Source organism: Streptomyces hawaiiensis, assembly GCF_004803895.1.
Classification (GTDB): Bacteria; Actinomycetota; Actinomycetes; order Streptomycetales; family Streptomycetaceae; genus Streptomyces; species Streptomyces hawaiiensis.
This window is the reverse complement of record NZ_CP021978.1, coordinates 4391077-4415233: the sequence shown is the minus strand read 5'-3', so window position 1 is coordinate 4415233 and position 24157 is coordinate 4391077. Positions and strand designations below refer to the sequence as shown.

General features: G+C 67.4%; 22 protein-coding genes. 9 read left to right on the top strand and 13 right to left on the bottom strand.

Annotation, left to right across the window (positions count from 1 at the left end; translation table 11 throughout):
* Positions 1 to 9 precede the first annotated feature (9 nt).
* From gyrA to dnaA, 7 genes are all read right to left on the bottom strand, one after another.
* Positions 10 to 2604, bottom strand: a complete 2595-nt coding sequence (gyrA, locus tag CEB94_RS20310; protein WP_175433574.1) for a DNA gyrase subunit A — start codon at positions 2602 to 2604, stop codon at positions 10 to 12.
* Positions 2605 to 2646: 42 nt separating this feature from the next.
* Complete coding sequence (gyrB, locus tag CEB94_RS20305) at positions 2647 to 4707, bottom strand: DNA topoisomerase (ATP-hydrolyzing) subunit B (protein WP_175433573.1); 2061 nt, start codon at positions 4705 to 4707, stop codon at positions 2647 to 2649.
* A gap of 465 nt (positions 4708 to 5172) precedes the next feature.
* Positions 5173 to 5721 carry a DciA family protein gene (locus CEB94_RS20300; RefSeq protein WP_175433572.1) on the bottom strand — a complete coding sequence of 183 codons (549 nt, stop codon included), beginning with the start codon at positions 5719 to 5721 and terminating at the stop codon, positions 5173 to 5175.
* Positions 5718 to 6839 (bottom strand): DNA replication/repair protein RecF, encoded by a 1122-nt coding sequence (gene recF / locus CEB94_RS20295; RefSeq protein ID WP_175433571.1) that lies wholly within the window; start codon positions 6837 to 6839, stop codon positions 5718 to 5720. The genes CEB94_RS20300 and recF overlap by 4 nt, the downstream gene beginning before the upstream one ends.
* Before the next feature lie 54 nt (positions 6840 to 6893).
* Complete coding sequence (gene gnd, locus CEB94_RS20290) at positions 6894 to 7769, bottom strand: phosphogluconate dehydrogenase (NAD(+)-dependent, decarboxylating) (protein ID WP_175433570.1); 876 nt, start codon at positions 7767 to 7769, stop codon at positions 6894 to 6896.
* Positions 7770 to 7968: 199 nt separating this feature from the next.
* Complete coding sequence (gene dnaN / locus CEB94_RS20285) at positions 7969 to 9099, bottom strand: DNA polymerase III subunit beta (RefSeq protein ID WP_031137662.1); 1131 nt, start codon at positions 9097 to 9099, stop codon at positions 7969 to 7971.
* Positions 9100 to 9981: 882 nt separating this feature from the next.
* A complete protein-coding gene (gene dnaA / locus CEB94_RS20280) occupies positions 9982 to 12042 on the bottom strand; it encodes a chromosomal replication initiator protein DnaA (protein WP_175433569.1) in 2061 nt (686 codons plus the stop codon).
* 374 nt (positions 12043 to 12416) lie between these two features.
* Here dnaA and rpmH point away from each other — a divergent pair, with 374 nt between their 5' ends.
* From rpmH to CEB94_RS20235, 9 genes are all read left to right on the top strand, one after another.
* Positions 12417 to 12554, top strand: coding sequence for a 50S ribosomal protein L34 (rpmH, locus tag CEB94_RS20275; RefSeq protein WP_005482975.1), 138 nt, complete (start codon positions 12417 to 12419; stop codon positions 12552 to 12554).
* 21 nt (positions 12555 to 12575) lie between these two features.
* Complete coding sequence (gene rnpA / locus CEB94_RS20270) at positions 12576 to 12947, top strand: ribonuclease P protein component (RefSeq protein WP_078615240.1); 372 nt, start codon at positions 12576 to 12578, stop codon at positions 12945 to 12947.
* Positions 12944 to 13318: a membrane protein insertion efficiency factor YidD gene (gene yidD, locus CEB94_RS20265; RefSeq protein ID WP_078625382.1), complete on the top strand. Its 375-nt coding sequence runs from the start codon at positions 12944 to 12946 to the stop codon at positions 13316 to 13318. Before rnpA ends, yidD begins: the two co-directional genes overlap by 4 nt.
* 3 nt (positions 13319 to 13321) lie before the next feature.
* Positions 13322 to 14611 carry a membrane protein insertase YidC gene (yidC, locus tag CEB94_RS20260; protein WP_175433568.1) on the top strand — a complete coding sequence of 430 codons (1290 nt, stop codon included), beginning with the start codon at positions 13322 to 13324 and terminating at the stop codon, positions 14609 to 14611.
* A gap of 15 nt (positions 14612 to 14626) precedes the next feature.
* The gene (locus CEB94_RS20255) at positions 14627 to 15139 is read left to right on the top strand and encodes a Jag family protein (RefSeq protein ID WP_031137666.1); all 513 of its coding nucleotides are present in this window, start codon (positions 14627 to 14629) and stop codon (positions 15137 to 15139) included.
* Between the two features lie 125 nt (positions 15140 to 15264).
* On the top strand, positions 15265 to 15981 hold the full coding sequence (gene rsmG, locus CEB94_RS20250) for a 16S rRNA (guanine(527)-N(7))-methyltransferase RsmG (protein ID WP_175433567.1): 717 nt from the start codon (positions 15265 to 15267) through the stop codon (positions 15979 to 15981).
* 345 nt (positions 15982 to 16326) lie between these two features.
* Positions 16327 to 17403 carry a ParA family protein gene (locus CEB94_RS20245; RefSeq protein WP_078899128.1) on the top strand — a complete coding sequence of 359 codons (1077 nt, stop codon included), beginning with the start codon at positions 16327 to 16329 and terminating at the stop codon, positions 17401 to 17403.
* Complete coding sequence (locus tag CEB94_RS20240) at positions 17400 to 18500, top strand: ParB/RepB/Spo0J family partition protein (protein ID WP_175433566.1); 1101 nt, start codon at positions 17400 to 17402, stop codon at positions 18498 to 18500. Before CEB94_RS20245 ends, CEB94_RS20240 begins: the two co-directional genes overlap by 4 nt.
* Positions 18501 to 18827: 327 nt before the next feature.
* Complete coding sequence (locus tag CEB94_RS20235) at positions 18828 to 19445, top strand: GNAT family N-acetyltransferase (RefSeq protein ID WP_175433565.1); 618 nt, start codon at positions 18828 to 18830, stop codon at positions 19443 to 19445.
* 83 nt (positions 19446 to 19528) lie between these two features.
* On the opposite strand, the gene trxA is transcribed toward CEB94_RS20235, so the two are convergent.
* From trxA to CEB94_RS40975, 6 genes are all read right to left on the bottom strand, one after another.
* Positions 19529 to 19861: a thioredoxin gene (gene trxA, locus CEB94_RS20230; protein WP_030847066.1), complete on the bottom strand. Its 333-nt coding sequence runs from the start codon at positions 19859 to 19861 to the stop codon at positions 19529 to 19531.
* A gap of 48 nt (positions 19862 to 19909) precedes the next feature.
* On the bottom strand, positions 19910 to 20878 hold the full coding sequence (trxB, locus tag CEB94_RS20225; protein WP_175433564.1) for a thioredoxin-disulfide reductase: 969 nt from the start codon (positions 20876 to 20878) through the stop codon (positions 19910 to 19912).
* Between the two features lie 166 nt (positions 20879 to 21044).
* Positions 21045 to 21968: an anti-sigma factor family protein gene (locus CEB94_RS20220; protein ID WP_175433563.1), complete on the bottom strand. Its 924-nt coding sequence runs from the start codon at positions 21966 to 21968 to the stop codon at positions 21045 to 21047.
* Complete coding sequence (sigM, locus tag CEB94_RS20215) at positions 21965 to 22690, bottom strand: RNA polymerase sigma factor SigM (protein ID WP_175433562.1); 726 nt, start codon at positions 22688 to 22690, stop codon at positions 21965 to 21967. Before sigM ends, CEB94_RS20220 begins: the two co-directional genes overlap by 4 nt.
* Positions 22691 to 22815: 125 nt before the next feature.
* Positions 22816 to 23499: a hypothetical protein gene (locus CEB94_RS20210; RefSeq protein ID WP_175433561.1), complete on the bottom strand. Its 684-nt coding sequence runs from the start codon at positions 23497 to 23499 to the stop codon at positions 22816 to 22818.
* A 364-nt stretch (positions 23500 to 23863) separates the two neighbouring features.
* Positions 23864 to 24094 carry a hypothetical protein gene (locus tag CEB94_RS40975; protein ID WP_246111856.1) on the bottom strand — a complete coding sequence of 77 codons (231 nt, stop codon included), beginning with the start codon at positions 24092 to 24094 and terminating at the stop codon, positions 23864 to 23866.
* Positions 24095 to 24157: the final 63 nt, after the last annotated feature.

Below are 24157 nucleotides of genomic sequence, written 5' to 3'. Positions count from 1 at the left end.
TCCTCATGCCTACTCGGCCGAGGGCGCCTCACCCTCGTCCGTGCCGGTGACAGCGGCACCCTCGGCGGTGTCGTCGACGACCACGTCGCCGTCGACCTCCTCCGCCTCGCGTCCCGCCTCGGCGTTGCGAGCGATGCCCACGACGGCATCGCGCTTGCCCAGATTGATCAGTTGGACGCCCATGGTGTCACGGCCGGTTTCCCTGATCTCGTTGACTCGCGTACGAATCACACCGCCCGACAGCGTGATGGCGAGGATCTCGTCGGTCTCCTCGACCACCAGCGCGCCGACGAGGGATCCACGGTCCTCGACGATCTTGGCGGCCTTGATGCCGAGGCCGCCGCGACCCTGGACGCGGTACTCGTCGACGTTGGTCCGCTTCGCGTACCCGCCGTCTGTGGCAGTGAACACGAACGTACCGGGTCGAACAACATTCATCGAGAGCAGCTCGTCGCCCTCACGGAAGCTCATGCCCTTGACACCCGAGGTGGCACGGCCCATGGGACGCAGGGTGTCGTCCGATGCGGTGAACCTGATCGACTGCGCCTTTTTGCTGATCAGAAGCAGATCGTCGTCCGCCGAGACCAGTTCAGCTCCGATCAGTTCGTCGTCCGACCCGTCCTGACCCTCACGAAGGTTGATGGCGATCACACCGCCGGAACGGGGCGAATCGTAATCCTTCAGAGGCGTCTTCTTCACAAGTCCGGCCTTGGTGGCGAGCACGAGGTAGGGAACCGCCTCGTAGTCGCGGATCGCCAGGATCTCGGCGATCGCCTCGTCCGGCTGGAAGGCGAGCAGGTTCGCCACGTGCTGACCGCGCGCGTCCCGGCCGGCGTCGGGCAGCTCGTAGCCCTTCACGCGGTAGACGCGGCCCTTGTTGGTGAAGAACAGCAGCCAGTGGTGCGTGGTGGACACGAAGAAGTGGTCGACGATGTCGTCTTCCTTGAGCTTCGTGCCGCGTACGCCCTTGCCGCCGCGCTTCTGGGCCCGGTAGTCGTGGGTCTTGGTGCGCTTGATGTAGCCGCCCCGCGTGACCGTGACGACGATGTCCTCCTCGGCGATCAGGTCCTCCATGGACATGTCGCCGTCGTAGGGCACCAGCATCGTCTTGCGGTCGTCGCCGAACTTCTCGACGATCGCGGCCAGTTCGGCGCTGACGATGCCGCGCTGGCGGACCGGGGAGGCGAGGATCTCGGTGTACTCGTTGATCTTCGCCTGGAGCTCGTCGTGCTCCTGAACGATCTTCTGGCGCTCCAGGGCGGCCAGTCGCCGCAGCTGCATCTCGAGGATCGCGTTGGCCTGGATCTCGTCGATCTCCAGCAGGCTCATCAGGCCGCCGCGGGCGATGTCGACGGTGTCGCTGCGCCGGATCAGCGCGATGACCTCGTCGATGGCGTCCAGGGCCTTCAGCAGACCGCGCAGGATGTGCGCCCGCTCCTCGGCCTTGCGCAGCCGGAAGCGCGTACGACGGACGATGACCTCGATCTGGTGGGTCACCCAGTGGCGGATGAACGCGTCGAGCGAGAGCGTGCGCGGCACGCCGTCCACCAGGGCCAGCATGTTGGCGCCGAAGTTGGTCTGCAGGTCGGTGTGCTTGTACAGGTTGTTCAGCACGACCTTGGCGACCGCGTCCCGCTTCAGCACGATGACCAGGCGCTGGCCGGTGCGCGAGGAGGTCTCGTCACGGACGTCCGCGATGCCGCCGATCTTGCCGTCCTTGACCAGGTCGGCGATCTTCTGGGCGAGGTTGTCCGGGTTGACCTGGTACGGGAGTTCGGTGACCACCAGGCACTGGCGGTTCTGGATCTCCTCGACCTCGACGACGGCGCGCATGGTGATGGAGCCGCGGCCGGTGCGGTACGCCTCCTCGATGCCCCGGCGGCCGACGACGAGCGCGCCGGTCGGGAAGTCCGGGCCCTTGATGCGCTCGATGAGCGCGTCGAGCAGCTCCTCGTGCGAGGCCTCGGGGTTCTCCAGGTACCACTGGGCGCCGGAGGCGACCTCGCGCAGGTTGTGCGGCGGGATGTTGGTCGCCATGCCGACCGCGATACCGGCCGAGCCGTTGATCAGCAGGTTCGGGAAGCGGGCCGGCAGGACGGTCGGCTCCTGGGAGCGGCCGTCGTAGTTGTCCGTGAAGTCGACGGTCTCCTCGTCGATGTCGCGGACCATCTCCATCGACAGCGGCGCCATTTTGCACTCGGTGTACCGCATGGCCGCGGCCGGGTCGTTGCCCGGGGAGCCGAAGTTGCCGTTGGAGTCGACGAGCGGCATGCGCATCGACCAGGACTGGGCGAGGCGGACCAGCGCGTCATAGATCGAGGAGTCGCCGTGCGGGTGGTAGTTGCCCATGACGTCGCCGACGACGCGGGCGCACTTGTAGAAGCCGCGCTCGGGGCGGTAGCCGCCGTCGTACATGGCGTACAGCACACGGCGGTGGACGGGCTTGAGGCCGTCACGGACGTCCGGCAGCGCACGCGAGACGATGACGGACATCGCGTAGTCGAGGTACGAGCGCTGCATCTCCGTCTCGAGCCCGACGGGCTCGACGCGCATGGCCAGGGCTTCACCCTCGGGCGTCGTCACGGGAGTGTTCTCGTCGGTCATTGCTGGTGAAGATCCTTCCTGGTGCGGTCAGCTGAGACCGACTCAGATGTCGAGGAAGCGGACGTCCTTGGCGTTGCGCTGGATGAACGCGCGACGGGCCTCGACGTCCTCGCCCATGAGGACCGAGAACAGGTCGTCGGCCTGGGCGGCGTCGTCGAGGGTGACCTGGCCGAGGACGCGGTGCTCCTGGTCCATGGTCGTGATGCGCAGTTCCTCGGCGTTCATCTCGCCGAGACCCTTGAAGCGCTGCACGGAGTCGTCGCGGATGCGCTTGCCCGCGTTGCGGCCCATCTCGATCAGGGCATCGCGCTCGCGGTCGGAGTACGCGTACTCGAAGTCGTCCTTGCCCCACTTGATCTTGTAGAGCGGCGGGCGGGAGAGGTACACGTGCCCGGCCTCGACCAGAGGGCGCATGAAACGGAACAGGAAGGTCAGCAGCAGGGTGTTGATGTGCTGGCCGTCGACGTCGGCGTCCGCCATCAGGATGATCTTGTGATAGCGCAGCTTCTCGATGTCGAAGTCCTCATGGACTCCGGTGCCGAAGGCCGAGATCAGCGCCTGGATCTCCTGGTTCTGCAGGATCTTGTCGATCCGCGCCTTCTCGACGTTCAGGATCTTGCCGCGGATCGGGAGGATCGCCTGGTACTGCGGGTTGCGGCCGGACTTGGCCGAGCCGCCGGCGGAGTCACCCTCGACGATGAAGATCTCGCACTTGATGGGATCGTTCGACTGGCAGTCGGAGAGCTTGCCCGGCAGGGACGCGGTCTCCAGCAGGCCCTTGCGGCGGGTGAGGTCACGGGCCTTGCGGGCCGCCACGCGCGCGGTGGCCGCCTGGATGCCCTTGCGGATGATGTCCGCGGCCTCGTTCGGGTTACGGTCCAGCCAGTCCGCGAGGTGCTCGTAGACGACCTTCTGCACGAAGGTCTTCACCTCGGTGTTGCCCAGCTTGGTCTTCGTCTGGCCCTCGAACTGGGGCTCGCTCAGCTTGACCGAGATGATCGCCGTCAGGCCCTCGCGGATGTCGTCACCCGTGAGGTTGTCGTCCTTCTCGCGCAGCAGCCTCTTGTCGCGCGCGTACTTGTTGATCAGCGAGGTCAGCGCGGAGCGGAAGCCCTCTTCGTGCGTACCGCCCTCGTGGGTGTGGATGATGTTGGCGAAGGAGTACACGCCCTCGGTGTAGCCGCCGTTCCACTGCATGGCGACCTCGAGGGACAGGCTCTTGTCCCTGTCCTCGGCCTCCAGGTCGATCACAGTGGGGTGCACCAGGTCTCCCTTGCGGGAGTTGAGGTACTTCACGAAGTCGACGATGCCGCCCTCGTAGTGGTACGAGACGCTCTTGACCTCGTGCTTCTCGTCCTCGCCCGCCTCGTCCGCACCGGCGGTGGCCTTCGCCGACTCGCGCTCGTCGGTGAGGTTGATCTTCAGGCCCTTGTTGAGGAACGCCATCTCCTGGAAGCGCCGGGAGAGCGTCTCGAAGGAGTAGTCGGTGGTCTCGAAGATGTCGCTGTCTGCCCAGAAGGTGACCGACGTGCCGGTCTCTTCGGTGGCCTCGTGTCGAGCGAGCGGTGCCGTGGGGACACCCAGCTTGTAGTCCTGCGTCCAGCGGTAGCCGTCCGTCCTGACCTCCACGGCGACCTTCGTGGACAGGGCGTTGACGACGGAGACACCCACGCCGTGCAGACCACCGGAGACCGCGTAACCGCCGCCGCCGAACTTGCCGCCCGCGTGCAGCACGGTCAGCACGACCTCGACGGCGGGCTTGCCCTCGGACGGGACGATGCCCACCGGGATGCCACGGCCGTTGTCGACGACCCTGACACCGCCGTCGGCGAGGATCGTCACGTCGATGGTGTCCGCGTGACCGGCCAGCGCCTCGTCGACGGAGTTGTCCACGACCTCCTGCACCAGGTGGTGCAGGCCGCGCTCACCGGTCGAGCCGATGTACATGCCGGGTCGCTTGCGGACCGCGTCCAGACCCTCGAGGACGGTGATGGCACTGGCGTCGTACGAGGCGGTGACCTCGCCGTTGGAGGTGATCGCCTCGCTGGTCACGCCTGCGTCGGTGGACGGGATGTTCTCGTTGGGGTTGCCGGAATCGGCCACGAAGCGCCCTTTCTGGCACAGCACGAGCCAGGCTCGTCGGCGGGTTGCCGGAGCGGCTGCGGCATGTTGCGTTGGTAAGCCTTGATCAGCGTTGCTCAGCTTTTCCCGGACGGTCCCCACGATTGGGGCGGGATTGCTTCCAGTCTACCGGTAGCACTGACACTGATGGGGGTTTGCCGGTACCTGAGTCCGCATGTGCCGCCCTCGACGGGTCTTGTCCGACTCCCGATATACGGATGGGGGCTCCAAGAGGCTCACGGAGGCACTCAGAGCTTCCGGCCGTCAACCCTTGGCTACTTCGGAGTCAGGTCGCGATTCGCAACCGCGTGCGGGCACACGACGGGACGGCCGCCGACGCTTCGAAAGGGCAGGCGGAAGCTCTCGATGTGATGTCGGTCACGTGCTGTCGACAGGTGGGAAACCAGTGCCGATGAGCTGCAGGTACGGCTGGGAAACCAGTGCCGATCAGCCGTAGGTGTCGCCCGGGCCGGTGCTGCCGGGGGCACGCAGGGGCCCATAGCGGCGCGCGGGGCCGCCGGGGCCCTGCACCTTGATCAGCTTCACCCTGCCCTGGCCCAGGTCCTCGTTGAGGCGCGCGACCAGCGTGGGCGCGAGCAGCCGGAGGTTCGTCGCCCAGGCCGTCGAGTCGCAGCGCACCGTCAGGACACGTTCGTCCTCGTCGTACCGCTCCGGCTCACAGTGCTTGGCCACGTCCTCGCCGACGATCTGCGGCCAGCGGCCCATCACACCGCCCACGGCGGCCGGCGCCTCCCAGCCGCGTTCGGTGATCAGCCGGTTGATCGCGGAGCCGAGCGCCATCGGGTCGCGCCCGTCCGCGCGCGCGCCGGAGCGCAGACCACCGCCGCGGCGCGACTGCTTCTTCTGCTGCGCCGCGTCCCCACGCGCGCGCGCGGCGTCCTTGGCGGCGCGCAGCGCCACACGCGCGAGGTCGACGCCGGAGGGCTCGGGGGGCTTGGAGGGCTTGGGGGTGCCGCCGGGTGTGTTCTCCGTCATACGCGCTCCACCGTCCCCTCGGACACGGCGAACCGCGTCCCGGACAGCACATGCGGTACGTCGTCGTCGACCGCGGCCGTCACCAGGACCTGCTCGCCGGGCGCGACCAGCTCGGCGAGGCGCTCACGGCGGCGGGTGTCCAGCTCCGCGAAGACGTCGTCGAGCACCAGCACCGGCTCGTTGCCCTCTGCTCTGAGGAGGTCGTACGAGGCCAGGCGCAGCGCCAGCGCGTAGGACCAGGACTCGCCGTGGGAGGCGTAGCCCTTGGCGGGGAGCTGGCCGAGCTTGAGCTGAAGGTCGTCCCGGTGCGGGCCGATCAGCGTGACGCCGCGCTCGATCTCCTGCTTGCGGGCCTCGGCGAGCGCCGCCATCAGCTGTTCGTAGAGGTCATCGCGGGTGTGTGCCTCGCCCGGCGCGGACGGCTTGTACTCCAGCGCGACCGGGCCGCCGCCGGGCGCGAGTTGCTCGTAGGCCTTGTCGGCCAGCGGCTGGATCGTGGCGATCAGGTCCAAGCGCTGGGCGAGCAACTCGGCACCAGCGCGCGCGAGATGCTGGTCCCACACGTCGAGGGTGGACATGTCCATGGCGCGACCGCCGTGCCGACGGGCCAGCGCTGCCGACTTCAGCAGGGTGTTGCGCTGCTTGAGGACCCGGTCGTAGTCGGAGCGGACCCCGGCCATGCGCGGGGAGCGCGCGGTGATCAGCTCGTCGAGGAAACGGCGCCGCTCACCGGGGTCGCCCTTGACCAGCGCGAGATCCTCGGGCGCGAACAGCACCGTCCGGACGATCCCCAGCACGTCACGCGGCCTGACCTGCGTGGACCTGTTGATGCGGGCCCGGTTGGCGCGCCCCGGGTTCAGCTCCAGCTCGACCAGCTGCTGCCGTTCCCCCTGCCGGACCTGGGCCCGGATGATCGCGCGTTCGGCACCCATGCGGACCAGGGGGGCATCGGAGGAGACCCGGTGGCTGCCGAGGGTGGCGAGATAGCCGACGGCCTCGACGAGGTTGGTCTTGCCCTGCCCGTTCGGCCCGACGAAGGCCGTCACCCCGGGGTCGAGCGGGACCTCGACCCGGGGGTACGAGCGGAAGTCGGCCAGCGACAGATGCGTGACGTGCATGGTCGTTTCGCCGACCTCCCCGGGCGTTCGTGGACTGCCGTGCAGCCCTGTGGATTACTTCTTCTCGACCGCGTGACCGCCGAACTGATTCCGCAGCGCCGCGATCATCTTCATCTGGGGCGAGTCCTCCTGGCGGGAGGCGAACCGCGCGAACAGCGACGCGGTGATCGCCGGCAGCGGCACCGCGTTGTCGATGGCGGCCTCCACAGTCCAGCGTCCCTCGCCGGAGTCCTGTGCATAGCCCCGGAGCTCGTCCAGGTGCTCGTCCTCGTCGAGCGCGTTGACCGCGAGGTCGAGCAGCCAGGAGCGGATGACCGTGCCCTCCTGCCAGGAGCGGAAGACCTCCCGGACGTCGGTCACCGAGTCGACCTTCTCCAGGAGCTCCCAGCCCTCGGCGTAAGCCTGCATCATCGCGTACTCGATGCCGTTGTGGACCATCTTCGCGAAGTGGCCCGCGCCGACCTTGCCGGCGTGCACCGATCCGAAGTCGCCCTCCGGCTTGAGGGCGTCGAAGACCGGCTGCACCTTGGCGACGTTCTCCTTGTCGCCGCCGTACATCAGCGCGTAGCCGTTCTCCAGGCCCCAGACGCCGCCGGAGACACCGCAGTCGACGAAGCCGATGCCCTTGGCCGCCAGCTCCTCCGCGTGCTTCTCGTCGTCGGTCCAGCGGGAGTTGCCGCCGTCCACGACGACGTCACCGGGCTCCAGCAGTTCGGCGAGCTCGTCGATGGTGGTCTGCGTGGCCTCACCGGCCGGGACCATCACCCAGATCACGCGCGGACCGCTGAGCTTGCCCACAAGCTCCTGCAGGCTGTGGACATCGGCGAGGTCCGGGTTGCGGTCGTATCCGAGGACGGTGTGGCCTGCGCGGCGGATCCGCTCGCGCATGTTGCCGCCCATCTTGCCGAGGCCGACGAGACCGAGCTCCATCAGTTGTGTTCCTTAGGTTCTGCGACGTGGCGTGGCGGCACGTGTGTACCGCGAGGCACTTTCGTACCCGCGTCCGAGCCTAAACCCGGACGGTCGCGCACATCTGTGGGCATACGCGCTCAGTCGTAGGCCCTCACCTGCGGGTTCTCCCACAGGCCGGGCTGACTTCTCCACTGGCCTGTGGGCAACTGTCGGCCGCTCAGCCGCTGAGGCGCACCGGCATGATCAGGTACTTGTAGGCCTCGTCCGCCTCGGCGTCCAGCGCCGGCTTGCCGCTGAGCAGGGCGGGCTTGGTGGACGTCGTGAACGACAGCTGGGCCACCGGGGAGTCGATGGCGCTCAGGCCGTCCAGCAGGAACGTCGGGTTGAAGGCGATCGAGACGTCGTCGCCCTCCAGCTGGGCGTCGACCCTTTCCACAGCCTGTGCGTCGTCGCTGGAACCGGCCTCCAGGATGAGCACGCCCTGCTCGAAGCTGAGCCGCACCGGGGTGTTGCGCTCGGCGACCAGGGCCACGCGCTTGACGGCCTCCACGAAGGGGGCGGTCTCAATCACGGCGACGCTGTTGAACTCCGTCGGGAACAGCGAGCGGTACTTCGGGAGGTCGCCCTCCAGCAGGCGGGTCGTCGTACGGCGGCCCGCGCCCTCGAAGCCGATCAGGCCCTCGCCCGAGCCCCCGCCGGACAGCGCCAGGATCACCTGGTCGCCGCTGGTCAGGGCCTTGGCGGTGTCCAGCAGCGTCTTGGCGGGCACCAGGGCGACCGCGGAGGCCTCCGGGTTCTCCGGCTTCCACAGGAACTCGCGGACCGCGAAGCGGTAGCGGTCGGTGGACGCCAGCGTGACGGTGTCGCCCTCGATCTCGATGCGGACACCGGTGAGGACGGGCAGCGTGTCGTCACGGCCGGCCGCGATGGCGACCTGGGAGGCGGCGGAGGCGAAGACCTCGCCGGGGACCGTGCCCGTGGCGTTCGGCATCTGCGGCAGGGCCGGGTACTCCTCCACAGGCAGGGTGTGGAGTGTGAACCGGGACGAGCCGCAGACCACGGTCGCCCGTACACCGTCTGTGGAAATCTCCACCGGCCGGTTGGGAAGCGCGCGGCAGATGTCCGCGAGCAGTCGGCCGGAGACCAGGACCGTGCCCTCCTCGTCGACCTCGGCCTCCACGGACACCCGCGCGGAGACCTCGTAGTCGAAGCTGGACAGGCTCAGTTGGCCTTCCTCGGCCTTCAGCAGCAGGCCGGCGAGGACAGGCGCCGGCGGACGGGCCGGGAGGCTGCGTGCCGCCCAGGCCACTGCCTCCGCGAGTACGTCGCGTTCCACCCGGATCTTCACTGTTGCCGCCTCCTGCTGTTGCCGGCGCTTCTCGCTCTGCCTGGCCCTCGTCGTCTGTCTCGGTGTCGACGGTCCCCGTGAGGGGGAGGACACCGGGGACCAGTCTGACGCACCGCACTGACAGTAGGTGCCTATCGGGGTCAAGTCGTGACGAGGGGCGGTCGGGCACCGGAGAGCGAGTTGTGCACAGGGCCCGCTTCGAAACGGATTCCCAGCTCTCTCTAGTCGTCAGTAGTAGTAGGGCCTGTGGATACCGTGGATAACCCTGTTTGCGCAGCTCAGAGCGGGAATTTTGTCCACTGGCCCTGTGGGCGGAGGCGGTGGACAACCGGGCGTATCTGTGGAGAACAGAAAGTTCTGCACACGCCGTGCACAGGATGAGGCGAGTTCTCCCCAGCGCTGTCCCCAGCTTTACCCACCTTTCCCACAGCCCAACCCGGCACCTTCGTGTGACGCCTTTCACTCGACCCGGTGAGGAGGCGCGTCGCGTTGCCGAACAGTGGACAGGCATGTGGAGAAGCTGCCGATTGCTGGGGACAATGGCCCCCAGCCTGTGGGCGGCCGGTGGACAACTCGGTGCACAGCCTGTGGATCATTCCGTCGTCCACAGCCTGTGGAGATCTTTCGTCCACGAATCCACAAGCACCTGAGCTGGTCTGATGGTCATTCGACAGTCGCCCCTGTGGACACGATCTGGACAACTCCCCGGTCCCCAGGGTGTGGACGGCAGAAAGTCCCCGAATCTGTGGAGGGAGGCCGTAACCCGGCAATTAATCGAACAGTGGGTTGCGGCTCGGTGCGCGAGGTGGGAGCCGGCGGGGCACGAGAAGGGCGCCCCCGGATCCCTCCGGGGGCGCCCTCAGCGGCGTACCGCCCTCGCCGTCAGCCGTTCTTGATGCGGTTGGTCAGTTCCGTGACCTGGTTGTAGATGGAGCGGCGCTCGGCCATCAGGTTGCGGATCTTGCGGTCCGCGTGCATGACCGTGGTGTGGTCGCGGCCGCCGAACAGCGCGCCGATCTTCGGCAGCGACAGGTCCGTCAGCTCACGGCACAGGTACATGGCGATCTGCCGGGCGGTGACGAGGGCGCGGCCGCGCGAGGTGCCGCACAGGTCCTCGACGGTCAGCCCGAAGTAGTCCGCCGTCGCGCCCATGATCGCCGTCGAGGTGATCTCGGGCGCCGAGTCGTCGCCGCCGGGGATGAGGTCCTTCAGGACGATCTCGGTCAGGCCCAGGTCCACCGGCTGCCGGTTGAGCGAGGCGAACGCCGTGACCCGGATCAGCGCGCCCTCCAGCTCGCGGATGTTGCGCGAGATCCGGGACGCGATGAACTCCAGCACCTCCGGCGGCGCGTTCAGCTGCTCCTGCACCGCCTTCTTGCGGAGGATCGCGATACGCGTCTCGAGCTCGGGCGGCTGGACGTCGGTGATCAGCCCCCACTCGAAACGGTTCCGCAGCCGGTCCTCCAGCGTCACCAGCTGCTTGGGCGGCCGGTCGGAGGACAGCACGATCTGCTTGTTGGCGTTGTGGAGCGTGTTGAAGGTGTGGAAGAACTCCTCCTGCGTCGACTCCTTGTCCGCCAGGAACTGGATGTCGTCGACGAGCAGGATGTCCATCTCGCGGTACCGCTTGCGGAAGCTGTCGCCCTTGCCGTCGCGGATGGAGTTGATGAACTCGTTGGTGAACTCCTCCGAGCTCACGTACCGCACCCGCGTGCCCGGGTAGAGGCTGCGCGCGTAGTGCCCGATCGCGTGCAGCAGGTGCGTCTTGCCGAGACCGGACTCCCCGTAGATGAACAAGGGGTTGTAGGCCTTCGCCGGCGCCTCGGCCACAGCGACCGCGGCCGCGTGCGCGAAGCGGTTGGAGGCGCCGATCACGAACGTGTCGAACAGGTACTTCGGGTTGAGACGCGCGGTGGGCTCACCCGGGCCGGTCGCCGGCGCGGGCTGTGCGGCCAGCGGGCCGGGCGCACCGGTCGTCGGCAGGTTCGGGCCGACCGGGCCGCCCCGGTGGACGTGCCCCGAACCGGCCGGCGGATCGGGCAGCTCCCGGCGTACCGGGTCGCGCTGGTCGTAGTCGGGGCGTGGCGCGTCGTAGCCGGAGCGCTGCTGCTCGTAGGAGGGGCGCTCCATGGGCTGCGGGCGGTAGTCCTGCGAGGGGGAGCCGTAGGTGCCCTGGGAGCCGGAGCCGTAGGAATCCTGCGGGTTGTACGAGTCCTGGGAGCCGTACGAGTCCTGCCCGGGTGATGCGTACGGGTCACGCTCGGGAAAGCCGAGGCGCTGCTGCTGCCAGCCGTATTCGTCCTGCTGGTGCGGCCGCGGCCAGGCGCCGGGCTCGGGGCGCTGGTACTCGGAGGGGTATGCGGGACGGGCCGTCGGCAGTTGATCTGCGCGCGTAGGCGGGAGCTGGTCGCCGACCGGTCCGGGCTGTTGATCGGCGCGGTGGCGGCCGTACCCCTCGTACCCGTCGCGGTCCTGGCGGTCCTGGCGGTCCTGGCGGTCATAGGCGTCGCGCTCGGGTCGGTCGTATGCGTCGCGATCCTGGCGGTCGTATCCGTCACGCTCGGGGCGGTCATAGCCGTCGCGGTCCTGGCGCGCGGCCGGAAGCTCGGGCTCCTCGTAGCGCGGCTGGGGGCGGGCCGGGGGCGCCGGCGTGGCGGGGGGCTCGCCCGCGGAGTCGTCGACGGTGATCGCGATCCGGATCGGGCGGCCGCACTCGCGGCTCAGCGTCTCGCTGACGATCGGCGCCAGCCGGCCCTCGAGTACGCCTTTCGCGAATTCGTTCGGTACGGCGAGCAGCGCGGTGTCAGCGACCAGCGCGAGGGGCTGGCAGCGCCGGATCCAGTGCTCGTCCTTCCCTTCGACCCCTTGGCTGCGGCCCTCCCCGAGGAGCTGCTCCAATACGCGTGGCCACACTGCGGCAAGATCGGCAGGTACGTCAGCCACAGGGCACGCTCTCTCACAGGTCCCACGAACGTGTGGTTCTGGGACGGCTCGGGATGTAAATCGGGTGGGGCAGGGATAAGGGAACGAATCGGAGTTCCGTCACGGTAGTCAGGGCGGCCGGTACGGTTCAAGTTGTTGTCCCCAGCCTGTGGACAAGTGTCTCCCGGCGACTCCTGGTTTGACCGGATGGCGTAGCCGCGCGTACCGTAACCAGGTCGAGTTGTCGATGGCTGCTGCCGCCTGCCTCCGATGGGCACAGATCATTTGGGTGATCGGTCAGCGGTGCACTCGGGCGTAACTGCGAGCTACTCGTGGGCGCACGGTGACAGCCAGGACGGCACCCCGCAACCACCGAATCTTTCTGGAGCCCCCGAGTGAGCAAGCGCACCTTCCAGCCGAACAACCGTCGTCGCGCGAAGACCCACGGCTTCCGCCTGCGGATGCGCACCCGTGCCGGTCGCGCGATTCTCGCGAACCGCCGCAGCAAGGGTCGCGCCAGCCTGTCCGCCTGATTCCGATCAGGTCATGACGTCGTGCTGCCTACCGAGCATCGGCTGAGGCGGCGCGAGGACTTCGCGACCGCGGTACGACGAGGACGCCGGGCCGGACGCCCACTCCTCGTCGTTCATCTACGTAGCGGTTCCACGGACCCGCATGCGCCTGGGGAGAGCGCTCCCCCGACGCGTGCGGGTTTCGTCGTGAGCAAAGCAGTGGGTGGCGCGGTCGTGCGCAACAAAGTGAAGCGCAGGCTTCGCCACCTGATGCGCGAGCGAGTCGCCCAGCTGCCCCCCGGTAGCCTGGTAGTCGTACGAGCGCTGCCCGGATCGGGCGACGCCGACCATGCACAGCTGGCCCGAGACCTGGATGCCGCTCTCCAGCGGTTGCTGGGAGGGGGCGCGCGATGAAGTACCCGCTACTGGCTCTGATCAAGCTCTACCAGTGGACGATCAGTCCGCTGCTGGGGCCGGTCTGCAAGTACTACCCGTCGTGCTCTCACTACGGCTACACGGCCATCGACCGGCACGGTGCCATCAAGGGAACGGCACTCACGGCATGGCGCATCCTGCGGTGCAATCCGTGGTCGCTGGGCGGTGTGGACCATGTCCCGCCGCGCAAGCGCCCGCGGTGGCACGAAATGCTGCGTAACGCGTGGCGTGCACGCAAGGGCGGGCCCTCCGCCGCCGGACCGGCCACCGAGGGACAGACTTCTCCCACAAGTCCGTCGAGTCCCTCGAGCCCGGCCGCAGAGACACCGTCCCATGCCCAAGGAGCATGATTAGTGGACACGATTGCCAGCCTCTTCAGCTTTATCACCACACCCGTCTCCTGGGTCATCGTCCAGTTCCACTCGGTGTACGGCGCCCTCTTCGGCCCCGACACCGGCTGGGCCTGGGGCCTGTCGATCGTGTCCCTGGTGATCCTGATCCGTATCTGCCTGATCCCGCTCTTCGTGAAGCAGATCAAGGCGACCCGGGCGATGCAGACGCTTCAGCCCGAGATGAAGAAGATCCAGGAGCGCTACAAGAACGACAAGCAGCGTCAGTCCGAAGAGATGATGAAGCTGTACAAGGAGACGGGTACCAACCCGCTGTCCTCGTGCCTTCCCATCCTGGCGCAGTCCCCGTTCTTCTTCGCCCTGTACCACGTGCTCAACAGCATCGCGTCGAACGACACCATCGGCGTGATCAACGACAGCCTGCTGCAGAGCGCACAGAAGGCGCACATCGTCGGTGCGCCGCTCGCTGTGAAGTTCACCGACAGCTCGTCGAAGGTGGAAGCACTCGGTGCCTCCCTCACCGACGTCCGCGTGGTCACCGCCATCATGATCATCATGATGTCGGCGTCGCAGTTCTTCACCCAGCGCCAGCTGATGACGAAGAACGTCGACACCACGGTGAAGACGCCGTTCATGCAGCAGCAGAAGATGCTGATGTACGTCTTCCCGGTCATGTTCGCCGTCTTCGGCATCAACTTCCCGGTCGGTGTCCTCGTCTACTGGCTGACCACCAACGTGTGGACCATGGGCCAGCAGATGTACGTGATCCACAACAACCCGACCCCGGGTTCCAAGGCCCAGGCCTCGTACCTGGAGCGCCTGCACAAGCACGTCACGCAGCACGACAAGGTCAGCAAGCGACGCGACCGGGCCATCGTCAAGGCGATCGTCGCCAAGGGCCGTGACCGCAACGAGTTCGAGCGCAAGTTCATCAACGGCCTGAGCAAGGCCGGCCTCGCCGCTCAGGCCGACGGCACCGTGATCAAGAGCGACGCCGCGGCCGCAGCCGAGGCCGAGGACGGTGCGCCGATCACCGCCACCGGTGCCCCGAAGCGCCAGCAGCCCAAGCGGCAGAGCAAGTCGCAGCGTCAGCACGGCGGAGTCGGTGGCGCGAAGGTGGCCGATGAGGACGAGCCGAAGACGTCGCTGATCAAGTCCGAGGAGTCCGAGGACGCCAAGCCTTCCGCCGCTGCCAAGAAGGGCGGCGCGAAGCCCGCCGGCGGTACCCGCAGCAAGGCCCAGTCCGGACAGCGCAAGGGTCCGCAGCGGCCCAAGTCCCCGTCCAAGAAGTAAGAAGGAGTCCATCCCGTGACGGAAGGCACCACCTCCGCCGCTGCCGAGGGGGCAGACACCCTGACTCGCCTGGAGCAGGAAGGCGAGATCGCGGCGGACTACCTGGAGGGTCTGCTCGACATCGCCGATCTCGACGGCGATATCGACATGGATGTGGAGGCCGACCGTGCCTCCGTCTCGATCATCAGCGACACGGGTGGCCGCGATCTGCAGAAGCTGGTCGGCCGTGACGGCGAGGTGCTGGAGGCGCTCCAGGAGCTCACCCGTCTGGCCGTGCACCGGGAGACCGGTGACCGCAGCCGTCTGATGCTCGACATCGCGGGATACCGGGCACAGAAGCGCTCGGAGCTGTCCGAGCTGGGCGCCAAGGCCGCCGCGGAGGCCAAGAGCAGCGGCGAGGCCGTCAAGCTGCAGCCGATGACGCCCTTCGAGCGCAAGGTCGTGCACGACGCGGTCAAGGCCGCGGGCCTGCGCAGCGAGTCCGAGGGCGAGGAGCCGCAGCGCTTCGTCGTCGTACTGCCCGCCTGATCGGCCCCTACGTTCCCCGGCCCCGTCTGTTGCGCAGACGGGGCCGAACTTTGTCAGCCTGATAGTTCTGGTGGTTCTGGTGTCGGCGCCGGGTGCGCTGACACCGTACGGAAGGACGGTCCCCCGTGACGGAGGCAGCGGAGCTTCCCCCCGCGCCCGAGCAGGCGCGCGAGGTGTTCGGTGATCGCTTCGCGGATGCGGTGCGGTATGCCGAGCTGCTCGCTGAGGCGGGCGTGAAGCGCGGTCTCATCGGCCCACGCGAGGTACCTCGCCTCTGGGAGCGGCACCTGCTGAACTGCGCGGTGCTCTCGGAGGTCGTGCCCGACAGCGTGACGGTGTGCGATGTCGGCTCGGGCGCCGGACTCCCCGGCATTCCGCTGGCGCTGGTCCGCACCGACCTGAAGATCACGCTCCTGGAGCCGCTGCTGCGGCGCACCAATTTCCTCTCCGAGGTCGTGGAGCTGCTCGGCCTCGATCATGTGACCGTCGTGCGCGGCCGGGCCGAAGAGGTCATGGGGAAGATCCAGCCTGTCCACGTGGTGACGGCCCGAGCCGTCGCGCCGCTCGACCGGCTCGCCACCTGGGGCATCCCGCTGCTGCGGCCGTACGGCGAGATGCTCGCGCTCAAGGGGGACACCGCCGAGGAGGAACTGAAGAGCGCCTCGGCAGCACTCAGCAAGCTGGGCGCGGTGGAGACATCCATCCTGCATGTGGGTGAGGGCGTGGTGGACCCGATGTCCACCGTCGTACGGGTCGAGGTCGGGGAGAGTCCCGGAGGTGTGCGCTTCGCCGCGAAGCGCGCCAAGGCGGCTCGCACGAGCCGGACGCGCCGACGACGCTGACCTGATGCGTCCGGTCGATGCTGATCCGTCCTGACGGCACTGACCCGCCCTGATGGGGCTGATCCGCCCTGACGGCGCTGACCCGTTTGACGACGAGACGTACTCCACACAAGCTGCCAAACCTATGCATGCCGGAGTGTCGCGACAGTCTGGCCTCGGCTGCTGTGCATCGTGTTTCACGTGAAACGTCGCTCACTGCTGCACGGCATCATCAGTCGTGGCCGCGCTGCGGCCGAACCCCGCGACCGAAAGCCTCTTGGTTCACTCGATGAGGGACCTGAGGTATCCACAGAGGTGGATTTCTCCACAGAACGCCAGGCCTCACTGGTTCACGACCCCGAAGACATGGGAGGCTCTGTTCATTGCGAGCCTGAAGTCGAGGAGAGTGAATCCTTGCGGTCCGACGCCAACATCGCGGGACCGATGACCGATCCGGTCCCCGGTCCCCGTACCGAGTCGATGGGGGCGGATGTTTCACGTGAAACACCGCCTCCGATGGACGACACTCCCATCGGTCGTGCTGCCCAACTGGCGGTGGAGGCTCTGGGTCGTGCCGGCGAGGGCCTGCCACGGCCCGAGCAGACCCGAATCATGGTGGTCGCCAACCAGAAGGGCGGTGTGGGCAAGACGACGACGACCGTCAACCTTGCCGCATCGCTGGCGCTGCACGGTGGCCGCGTCCTGGTGGTCGACCTCGACCCACAGGGCAATGCGTCCACCGCGCTGGGCATCGACCATCACGCCGAAGTCCCGTCCATCTACGACGTGTTGGTGGACAGCAGGCCGCTCTCCGAGGTCGTCCAGCCGGTCCCCGACGTCGAGGGTCTCTTCTGCGCCCCCGCCACGATCGATCTCGCCGGTGCGGAGATCGAGCTGGTGTCCCTGGTGGCACGCGAGAGCAGGCTGCAGCGCGCGATCCAGGCGTATGAGCAGCCCTTGGACTACATCCTCATCGACTGCCCGCCCTCCTTGGGGCTCCTGACCGTCAATGCGCTCGTGGCGGGCCAGGAAGTTCTGATCCCCATCCAGTGCGAGTACTACGCGCTGGAAGGTCTCGGACAGCTGCTGCGCAACGTCGACCTGGTACGGGGGCACCTTAACCCTGCCCTGCATGTGTCGACCATCCTGCTCACCATGTACGACGGCCGGACGCGCCTCGCGTCCCAGGTCGCGGAAGAGGTGCGCACCCACTTCGGTGACGAGGTGCTGCGGACGAGCATCCCCCGCTCTGTCCGTATCTCGGAGGCGCCGAGTTATGGGCAGACGGTACTGACTTACGATCCTGGATCGAGTGGTGCCCTCTCCTACCTTGAGGCGGCACGAGAGATCGCGCTGAAGGGCGTCGGCATCAGCTATGACGCGACGCACGCCCATATCGGCGTACAGCAGAACGACCCGAGCATGGTGGAGGGCATCCAGTGAGCGAGCGACGAAGGGGGCTGGGCCGTGGTCTCGGCGCACTGATCCCTGCCGCGCCGACGGAGAAGTCGGTGGCTCAGGCTGCGGCAGGGAACGCCGCTTCCGCATCCCCCGCGGCAGTACCTGCGCTGCCGAACGATCGTGGGGTGGCCGCGGCGAAGCTAGCGACTCTGCCGACTGTTTCACGTGAAACAGAGGAACCGGCACAGCCGACTGCTCCCGCCATGCCTGCGGCGCCCGTCGGTGCGCACTTCGCCGAGATTCCCCTCGACTCCATCACACCGAACCCTCGCCAGCCGCGTGAGGTATTCGACGAGGACGCGCTGTCCGAGCTCATCACCTCCATCAAGGAAGTGGGACTCCTCCAGCCGGTCGTCGTACGGCAAGTGGGTCCCGCCCGCTACGAACTCATCATGGGTGAGCGCCGCTGGCGGGCCTGCCGTGAGGCAGGGCTGGAGGCGATCCCGGCGATCGTGCGGGCCACCGAGGACGAGAAGCTCCTCCTGGACGCTCTGCTGGAGAACCTGCACCGCGCCCAGCTGAACCCGCTGGAAGAGGCAGCCGCCTACGACCAGTTGCTGAGGGACTTCAACTGCACGCATGACCAGCTGGCGGACCGCATCGGCCGATCCCGCCCGCAGGTATCCAACACTCTGCGTCTGTTGAAGCTCTCGCCGGCCGTGCAGCGCCGGGTCGCCGCCGGGGTGCTTTCCGCCGGCCACGCACGGGCACTGCTCTCCGTCGATGATTCGGAGGAGCAGGACCGGCTGGCCCACCGCATCGTGGCAGAAGGCCTCTCGGTGCGAGCCGTCGAGGAGATCGTGACCCTGATGGGGTCGCGTCCCCAGAAGGCTCAGAAGCCCAAGGGTCCGCGTGCCGGTGCCCGGGTCTCTCCCGCGCTGTCCGACCTCGCCACGCGGCTCTCCGACCGCTTCGAGACGCGCGTGAAGGTCGACCTGGGACAGAAGAAGGGCAAGATCACCGTCGAGTTCGCCTCGATGGAGGATCTTGAGCGGATCCTCGGTTCATTCGCTCCGGGCGAGGGGCCGGTTCTTCAGAAGAGTCTCCTGGAGGGCGACTCCGAGGAGAACGAGTCCTGAGCCTCCGGCAAGGAGCCTCTGCTGTGCAGGAGACAGAGCGGGCCGTGTCCGGTGTGTACCGGAACGTGGCCCGCTCTTTCCTTTCTGGCGGTATCGATGGAATCGCATCGTGGATACGATGCGTTCGGGTACGGCGCAGCAACCACTCGGCAGCACCTCTGAGAGGGAGGCAGGGGCCATGCGAACCATGAGCCGCATCGGACTGGTGAGCGCCGGTTTGGGGCTGGGAGCGGTCGGTGGCTTCATCGGCAGTCTCCTCAAGGAACGGAGCGCTCTGACAGCCGCCCGCGACGCGGCGGCGGGCGAAGGAAGCGAGGATCAGCCTTCATGGGCCGCCGGCTCGTACCGCTCACCCTGGACAACCTCCAGGACCTACCCAAGCGTTGTCGCTCGTGTGTCTTCTGGGAACTCGACCCAGTCAGCGGTGAGGCCGCGGTAAAGGCGGGCACTTCGGCTCCGGAGAAGGAAGCCTGGATCTCAGCGGTTCTGCTGGACTGGGGATCTTGCGGGCGAGTCGTGTACGTAGACGACGTGCCGGTGGGTTTCGTGCTCTACGCCCCACCCGCGTATGTCCCCCGCTCCACGGCGTTTCCCACGAGCCCGGTCTCGCCTGACGCCGTGCAGCTGATCACCGCGTTCATCGTGCCGGGCTACCAGGGGCAGGGACTGGGCCGCGTGATGGTTCAGACGGTCGCCAAGGATCTGCTGCGGCGCGGGTTCAAGGCGATCGAGGCCTTCGGAGACGCGCGCTGGAAGGAACCCGCCTGTGTGCTGCCCGCCGACCATCTTCTGGCGGTCGGCTTCAAGACGGTCCGCCAGCACCCCACCCAGCCCCGGCTGAGGCTGGAACTGAGGTCGACGCTCTCCTGGAAGGAAGACGTCGAGATGGCGCTGGACCGGCTTCTGGGAGCTGTCCAGAAGGAGCCGGCTCTGCGACCTCTGTAGAGCAGTCAAGCGAATGGGCCAACCCCTCAGGGGGTTGGCCCATTCGTGTTTCACGTGAAACACGCACCGACGGTGCAGCCGATTCACTCGGCGATGAACTCCTCGAGGTCGCGAACGATCGCGGCCTTCGGCTTCGCGCCCACGATGGTCTTGGCGACCTCGCCACCCTGGTAGACGTTCAGGGTCGGGATGGACATGACGCCGTACTTGGCGGCCGTACCCGGGTTCTCGTCGATGTTCAGCTTGACGATCTCGATCTTGTCGCCGTACTCGGAGGCGATCGCCTCGAGGGACGGCGCGATCTGGCGGCACGGACCGCACCAGGCGGCCCAGAAGTCCACCAGAACAGGCTTGTCGCTCTTGAGGACGTCCTGCTCGAACGAATCGTCGGTCACATTCTTCAGGGTGCCGGCCACGGCGGGCTCCTTAACTGGTTGGTGCGCGGGGGGAGGGTAGGGAGGGGGTCAGACAGCGGTCTTCTCGGGCTCGGACTGCTCCTCGTCCGCCAGGGCGGCGAGGTAGCGCTCGGCGTCGAGAGCTGCGGAGCAGCCGGTCCCGGCCGCGGTGATCGCCTGACGGTAGGTGTGATCCACGACGTCACCGGCGGCGAAGACACCGGTGAGGTTCGTGCGCGTCGACGGCGCCTCCACCTTCAGGTAGCCCTCCTCGTCCAGGTCGAGCTGGCCCTTGAAGAGCTCGGTGCGCGGGTCGTGGCCGATGGCGATGAACAGTCCGGTCACCGGCAGGTCCGACAGCTCGCCGGTCTTGAGGTTGCGCAGCTTCAGGCCGGAGAGCTTCGGGTCGCCCTGAATCTCGGCGACCTCGCTGTCCCACACGAACGAGATCTTCGGGTCGGCGAACGCGCGCTCCTGCATGGCCTTGGAGGCACGCAGGGTGTCACGGCGGTGGACGACGATCACGGACTTGGCGAACCGCGAGAGGAAAGTGGCCTCCTCCATCGCGGTGTCGCCACCACCGATCACGGCGATGTCCTGGTCCTTGAAGAAGAACCCGTCACAGGTGGCGCACCAGGACACGCCACGGCCGGAGAGAGCGTCCTCGTTCGGCAGACCGAGCTTGCGGTGCTGCGAGCCTGTGGTGACGATGACGGCCTTGGCCCGGTGGACGGTGCCGGCCGTGTCTGTGACGGTCTTGATCTCACCACTCAGGTCGACGGCCACGATGTCGTCCGGGACGAGCTCTGCCCCGAAACGCTCTGCCTGGGCGCGCATGTTGTCCATGAGGTCCGGGCCCATAATGCCGTCCCGGAAACCCGGGAAGTTCTCGACGTCGGTGGTGTTCATGAGCGCACCGCCCGCAGTGACGGCGCCCTCGAACACCAGTGGCTTCAGCGACGCTCGCGCGGTATAGAGCGCCGCCGTGTAGCCGGCGGGCCCGGAGCCGATGATGATCACGTTACGGACGTCGCTCACGGCTTGATTCCTCGTCTCTGGACTGCGTCGTTCGACCGGGGTGGGAGCTGCTCGGAACTCTCACCCCACCCAACGGATCCTAAGGGGCGCGCATTCCCGCTGTGTCCGGGCACACGGAGATGCGGCATCACGTGGTGACCCAGCAGGGCAAGGACGAAGCGATTGCTCAGGCGGACGGGTACGTGCGCTCCAAGAGAACCTCGCCGGCGGCAGTGGACGCCGCGTGATCCACACAGGTCGCGTCGACGATGTAGGCGGTGACCCGAGTGGCGTCGGAAGCGTCGGGAAGCAGCACGAGCATGGCCTTCTTGCCTTGGTAGGTGCCGTTCTCGGTGGCCAGGGCCGCATCGTCGCGTCCGATGCCGTCGCGGACGCAGCCGGGCACCACGGCTTCCTTGAGGACCTTGGGCTGGTTGGTGCCGGGGGCCGTCGCTGCGCCGAAGGGAGTGCGGGAGCCGCCGCCCTTGGTCTTGTTCTCGGACAGGAGATCGGTGACCTGCTTCTGCAGCTTCCCCTCGGCGAAGGTGTCCGCGGAGGTGGTCTGCCGTCCGCCCGCCGTGTCATGGGGCGGCTTGTTGTCGCCGAGCGACGACAGCAGGACGGAGCCGAGCCCCAGGGCGGCCACCGTGAAGACTGTCCCCAGGACGGCGATCCTGCGGCGTCCGCTGCGCGTGCGGCCCTTGCGGCCCGGACCGGTGGTGGAGGAACGGGGACGGCCGGCAGGCCGGTCAGCGGGCGTCGATGTTTCACGTGAAACATGCGCTCCGCTGTCGTCCTCGGACGTGGAACGGGGAGCGTCCACCGGCTCGGGACTCTCCGCGGACTCCGGGCCTGTGGCGTTGAGCAGGGCCTCGGCGGCGAGTGCGGCATCGATACGGCCCGCCACATCGGCGGGCATGCGCGGCGGACCCGGCAGCGTGCCGAGCAGCCCGCGGATCTCCTCCAGGGAGGCGTAGACGTCCGCGCAGAGCTCGCACTCGTCCAGGTGGCCGCGTAGGTCGGTGGTCCGGGCTGGTGGGAGGAGCCCCTCGGCGAAGTCGGAGATCTCCACGACGTCCGGGTGCCCGGCCATGTCTGTCGTCGACGTCACGCTCGTCCACCTCCGCCCTTCACTGCAGCTGAGTCGCTCGGTCCTGCGTCCGGGGTTCCCGCTCGGCGCGGCCCCGCTGCCGGTGGGACGGCTGGACCCTGTGTCCGGTTCCGTTCTCCACCCGGGTTCTTGCCCTCGCCGCTGCCGTCCTGCCGTAGATGGGTGAGCAGCGGCAGGAGTCTGGCTCTTCCGCGCGCACATCTGCTCTTCACCGTGCCGGTGGGCACGTCGAGGATGCGGGCCGCCTCCGCGACCGGGTAGCCCTGCATGTCCACCAGGACCAGCGCGGCACGCTGGTCGGCCGGCAGGGTTCCCAGCGCTTCGATGAGCTGCCGGTGGAGATCGTTTCGCTCGGCAGGAGCCGAGGCCGACTCGTGCGGCTCCAGCAGCTGCTCCAGGCGCTCGGTGTCCTCGACCGGAGAGGTCTTCCGGGAGGCTGCCTTGCGGGCGCGGTCCAGGCAGGCGTTCACCGTGATCCTGTGCAGCCACGTCGTGACGGCCGACTGGCCCCGGAAGGTGTGGGCGGCTCGGTATGCGGACACGAGGGCGTCCTGCACGGCGTCAGCGGCCTCCTCGCGGTCCCCGAGCGTCCGCAGGGCAACGGCCCAGAGCCGGTCGCGATGCCGCCGCACGATCTCACCGAAGGCGTCGGGGTCGCCCTTTACATGCCGGGCGAGCAGGTCCTGATCGCTCGCCCCGTCGTGCCCGGTGTCTTCCGCCATCTGCCCCCTCCCGGCTCGGGGGCAGTATACCTTGGGCGTACTTTTTCCCTATTCGGATGTCTTGAATGCTTGTCCTGCTTCCTCGCAGGGAAGCCGTGTGGTGATCCGCGGTAGGCGGGGCAACGTCAGCTCCCCACTATCTTTCGCGCAGCGGCCACTTTCGCGTTCTGGCGTTTGAGGAGCTCCTGCAAAACCGCGCTCTTCTCACGGATCATGCGCGTCTCTATCGCGGCCTCTACAACGTTCCACCGCTGAATCAGGTCGACTTTCTTCTTGCAGGAGATGTCGGCCTGTGCGACAGCACGCTCCCGGCCGGTGATCCGGCCTCGAGAAAATTCTGCGCTCCCCATCGCGGCCAGCGGTGAGTCATAGGTGTAGTTCTTGTCCGCCATACACGCCGACCATGCTGTGAAGATCTCCTTGACAGCGGGGTCCGCGAGTGACTTCTCGAATCCCTTGAAGTAGATGGTCCGTGCCGCTGACACTCCCTCGGGGTGGTCGAAAGGGGCCCTGACGACCCGATCGGCCTCCCCTCTGCAGCCCCCTTTGGGGATCGTCTCGCCGTTGACCGACTTGGTGCCTGGAGCGATCTCTTGGCCTTTGTCATCCATGCCGGAAAGTGAGGCCAACTCGGCTTGGGTGTACGGCCTTGCCTTGGAGTCAGGCTCAGGCGGGTGGACCACCGAGTAGGGGCGGTATCCGTATGCCGCCGCGCGGGAGGTGTCCTGGATCCCGTACCGGCGATTCTCCTCGGCAGGGACATTGTCCGCAGCCTCGTCCTGCCGGTAGCTGTGGCCGAGGCGCTTCATACATGTCGAGGTGACCTTTTTTACGGCACTTTCTACCGTTTCCAGTGCCGTGCCGCTGAGTGAGTACGTGTCGATCGGAAGGCTGATCTTCTCGCCTTCAAGCTCGGCCGATATCCGGTTCGACCCCGAAGTGGCGTCTGGCGTGCGATCGGCACCGCTCTTGACTGGTTCACTGTCAGTGCCCAGGGAACAGGATGTCAGCAGACATGCGAGACCCACACCCAGGAAAAATCGCCGTGACAGCCACTCGGACTCCCGTCCACATACGACCTTACGAGGCACTTCTGTAGCCCTGTCCCTTTCTTGGGTTACATGCAGAACGGCGGGTGGGCGTACTCCCCACCCGCCGTTCGAACGGCTCGGGTCAGCGCCAAGTCGCGCAGTTCGAACCGGAAGGCGGGCCGCCCTTGGTGAAGTAGAAGGAGGCGTTCTCGTTATAGGTGGGACCCAGACGCCACGCCTCGGTGAAGGAACCCTCGCCGTGACCGTAGAAGAAGTCACATGCACCGCCGTAACCACTGCGGAAGAAGATCGCAGCGTTCGAGTGGTTGGCGGGGTAGTCGAGCAGCGAGGCGGAGGCAGCGTTGTTCTTCACGGTCAATCCCTGGCCGGCACCGGAGCTCAGGAATGTGTAGTCGCCAAAATTGGAGACCGAGTG

Coding starts and splice junctions, on each gene's coding strand:
- yidD (WP_078625382.1), top strand. CDS start 12,944: ATGAAGTACCCGCTACTGGCTCTGATCAAGCTCTACCAGTGGACGATC.
- CEB94_RS20245 (WP_078899128.1), top strand. CDS start 16,327: ATGGGAGGCTCTGTTCATTGCGAGCCTGAAGTCGAGGAGAGTGAATCC.
- CEB94_RS20210 (WP_175433561.1), bottom strand. CDS start 23,499: ATGAAGCGCCTCGGCCACAGCTACCGGCAGGACGAGGCTGCGGACAAT.
- gyrA (WP_175433574.1), bottom strand. CDS start 2,604: ATGACCGACGAGAACACTCCCGTGACGACGCCCGAGGGTGAAGCCCTG.
- CEB94_RS20235 (WP_175433565.1), top strand. CDS start 18,828: ATGGGCCGCCGGCTCGTACCGCTCACCCTGGACAACCTCCAGGACCTA.
- sigM (WP_175433562.1), bottom strand. CDS start 22,690: ATGGCGGAAGACACCGGGCACGACGGGGCGAGCGATCAGGACCTGCTC.
- CEB94_RS20300 (WP_175433572.1), bottom strand. CDS start 5,721: ATGACGGAGAACACACCCGGCGGCACCCCCAAGCCCTCCAAGCCCCCC.
- gnd (WP_175433570.1), bottom strand. CDS start 7,769: ATGGAGCTCGGTCTCGTCGGCCTCGGCAAGATGGGCGGCAACATGCGC.
- recF (WP_175433571.1), bottom strand. CDS start 6,839: ATGCACGTCACGCATCTGTCGCTGGCCGACTTCCGCTCGTACCCCCGG.